The 3,139-nt window shown below is 41.9% G+C and carries 2 protein-coding genes; one reads left to right on the top strand and one right to left on the bottom strand.

Annotation, left to right across the window (positions count from 1 at the left end; all coding sequences use genetic code 11):
- Nucleotides 1-358: 358 nt before the first annotated feature.
- On the top strand, nt 359-1,474 hold the full coding sequence (locus tag RDK53_RS12160) for a tyrosine-type recombinase/integrase (RefSeq protein WP_308515240.1): 1,116 nt from the start codon (nt 359-361) through the stop codon (nt 1,472-1,474).
- 55 nt (nt 1,475-1,529) lie between these two features.
- Here the strand turns inward: RDK53_RS12160 and RDK53_RS12155 are convergent, their stop codons facing one another.
- Entirely contained in the window at nt 1,530-2,822 is a 1,293-nt protein-coding gene (locus RDK53_RS12155; protein WP_308515238.1) for an HAD family acid phosphatase, read from the bottom strand.
- Between the last annotated feature and the right edge of the window lie 317 nt (nt 2,823-3,139).

Genomic DNA, 3,139 nt, shown 5'->3' with positions numbered 1-3,139 from the left:
CGCACGATGGGTGCTGTGAGAGAGGGGCGGGGAAACCCGTCCCCCTACTCGATTGTCTATTACTGTCATTTACTGATATAGTTGCTGAAAATAAGTGAATTTTAGGGGTGATGATTTTGGGCAACTTTAAATATTTTTCCCTGAAAAAGTAGCCTCGATTTCGAACCTTAAAACATTCGACCGATCTTATATTCCGCTTCTAAATACTTTGCTTCTTTTTTACTGACACAACCGAGCCTGGCCGGTAAGTTGACCGTCTTCTTGGCTGTGAAAATAAATTCACAAGTTGGCAACTGGTTTCTAAGGTGAACGTTTTGCTGAAGGTTCAACGTGTTACCTAAATGTAAAGGACAGGTTTATGGCTTACTTATTCAAACTAAAGGCGGGAAAATATCAAGTTAGATGGAAAGAAGGGTCCAAAGTAAAAAGTAAGACTTTCCGAACCCGGGCCGAAGCCAAGATGCTCCTGAAAGATATAGAAGGTCAACCGCAGTTAAGTGCTTATTTAACTTTTGCAGAAGCTGTTGATTTGTATGGCAGGGAGATAACCCCAACAAAGAAATCTTTTAGACCCGAGACTTTTCGTTTAGCCAGATTTAAAAATTTAGATTTTGCAGAAAAACGGCTCGTCGATGTCACTCCTGGGGATATTGAACGGTACATAACCCATAGAATGAATGATGTAAGTCCGACGAGCAAGAGACCAATTTCCGAGGCAACCGTTCTAAAGGAAACAACTCTGATGAATTCTATTTTTAACTATTGCATCAGAAATAAGTTTCTTTCCGTTAATCCTTATTCAAAAGTGTCGTGTAAACCGAAGAGCGGCGATCATCGGGAAAGAATTGCAACTGCTGAGGACATTGAAAAACTCAGATTTTGTGCAGATTGGGACGGTGTATCGGAGCCACGCACGCTGCCACAATTAGTTGTCCTTGCTTTTGAATTTGCTTGTGCAACCGGTATGAGAATCGGGGAAATCCTTCAATTACAGGCAGATTGGATCAACGGGAACACCATTCATTTGCCAAAAGAAATCACTAAAACAGGGTTTAAAAGAGATGTGGCCTTATCATCAGAAGCAAAAAGACTTCTTGCCCTTGCAGAAAATTTCGGAGGTTATTCAAGAAGTTATTTTTCAGCCCTCGATTCTCAACAAAGGGACGCTCTTTGGCGAAAAATTAGGGATATGGCAGATTTGGGGCCAAAGCGCGATACAAACGGCTTATTACTGGAAGAAGGCTTAAATTTCCATGATAGCCGAGCTACATTTGCAACTTGGGCTGCTTCTATTGACCCGGTAACAAATAAGCCCAGGTTAGACGTTCTCGCACTTGCGAAACAGACGGGGCACCGAGACTTGGCAATGCTCCAAAGGTATTACCGTGCAAATTCCTCAGTAATTGCAGGACGGCTCGACGCGGCAATCGAGCACGACAATATGGTTAATAAAGGAAAAAATAAAAGAAAATAATCCAATGATTTTCCTCGTCCAGTTGGGCGAGGCCCTACGAACGTTTAGCAAACTTTTAACTTTTTGAGTAACTTTGGAAATAATGTTCAAAACGGGGTGTGACCTTGATGTAGTATTCTTTCCATTTTCGGCTTGAAGCCAAGCGAATCAAGTTTTCATTTTCAATATCGCGGAGTTGATTTTCCCCCGTATTTGTTTGGTATTTCGGATAAACCTTGCCTGTTTGGGGATCAATCACCTCCGCAGCGAACTCTTCGAAAGTGAACTTTCCGGCTCTGGTAATTAAGCGAATTCTTTCCAAGACTTGCTTAATTCGAGGAGAGAGCTTTTCAAAAGCTTCATGTTTTAAATCGTCATCGGCATCTGGCACATAGTTATATTCTTCAATGTCGGCGCGCTTAACTGTTTCTCCGTCAGTGGCGAAAAAGCGAGCGACAGGAGAGTCCCAGCCATTCGCATCTGTAAAGGTAGCTTCAGCTTTCTTCCCGTCAGTAAGAATGACATCACGGATTCCATCAGGTGGAATCCAGGCATCTGCGTAATAAAGATTTCGGTCATTAACCTTTACAGGGAGTTCATCAATGTGGATGGCTAAGGACTTGTAGGAAGTTCTTCCGGGAATCCAATGGCGTTTAAATTCCGAAAGTTTGGTTTCCCGTTTCATAAGTAGTTCTCTGCTGAAGAATAAATACTTACCGCCGTCTTCAACAATTCTGTAGGTAAATTCTTTGCCTTTGCTGTTGATGTGGGTTAGAAGCTCGTCTCTGATTTCTTCCCAGCGCCATAACCCGAAACGTTGAGCACAGTAATCCTCAACACGCTGCCGAAAATTGTATCTAGGGGAAAAGGGCCGGTCGTCATTAGCAAGTTCTTCTTTCAAAGAGTAAGGCGGATAATCAATGTCAAAAAGTGACCCGGAAGAAATTTGGAGACTTTTATAAACTTCTCGAACTTCGGGACGGCAGTCAAGAGCTGTCTCTATATCGTAGGCGCCTACCAACATAGACATGAATTTTCTTTTAAGGACGGCTTCACTGTCTGTGTTGCCGTCTTCTCGCATGAGCAATTCATATTGGTTAATGCGTAACCCTAAAGAAGTTAAAAAATGATTTGTTCTGGTTCTTAGGGCTTCCGGTCTGCCTGTGACGAAAATAGCTTTAAAGCCTTTGTGGAGATAGTAATCCAAGAGTACTCGAGTGCATTCGACCGGCCGGCTGTTTTGGCAATCCAGTAAGTAGTTTTCCCAATCCCCATTAGTCAAATATTCTTTTCTTCTGGATGTGTCGTCACAGAGGGTTCCGTCAATATCGAAAACTACCGCTTTTTCCAACATTTTCTCTTCGCGCATCGCTTCTATTTCTCAATGGTTTAAAGAAGATTGAAAGATCTCTTATCTTCTTTCAATATTGTCCGCTAAAAATTTTGAGGAAGATACAAGAAAGGCAGCCAAAAGAGAACTTACCGACCGCCCACAAAAATTCTTTACTGGGAGAAGAAGCCATTAGAATGCAGGTTGTTCTAATCCTTCTTTTTTATTGAAGCGATCTATGATGGTTGGCTTTCTTATTAAACACTGTAATTTTTGCCTTCATAGATGTGAAGAGTCTTTACTTGTCTTGTCCTAAAAAAAGTTGACTCTTAAAGGAGTCAAATAATGCCGCATGA

This window comes from uncultured Turicimonas sp. (assembly GCF_902477955.1).
In the GTDB taxonomy this organism is placed as follows: Bacteria; Pseudomonadota; Gammaproteobacteria; order Burkholderiales; family Burkholderiaceae_F; genus Turicimonas.
This window is presented reverse-complemented; position numbering and strand designations above follow the sequence as displayed.

What these genes read in the sequence shown, in the direction of transcription:
- RDK53_RS12160 (WP_308515240.1), top strand. Translation starts at nt 359, where the DNA reads ATGGCTTACTTATTCAAACTAAAGGCGGGAAAATATCAAGTTAGATGG.
- RDK53_RS12155 (WP_308515238.1), bottom strand. Translation starts at nt 2,822, where the DNA reads ATGCGCGAAGAGAAAATGTTGGAAAAAGCGGTAGTTTTCGATATTGAC.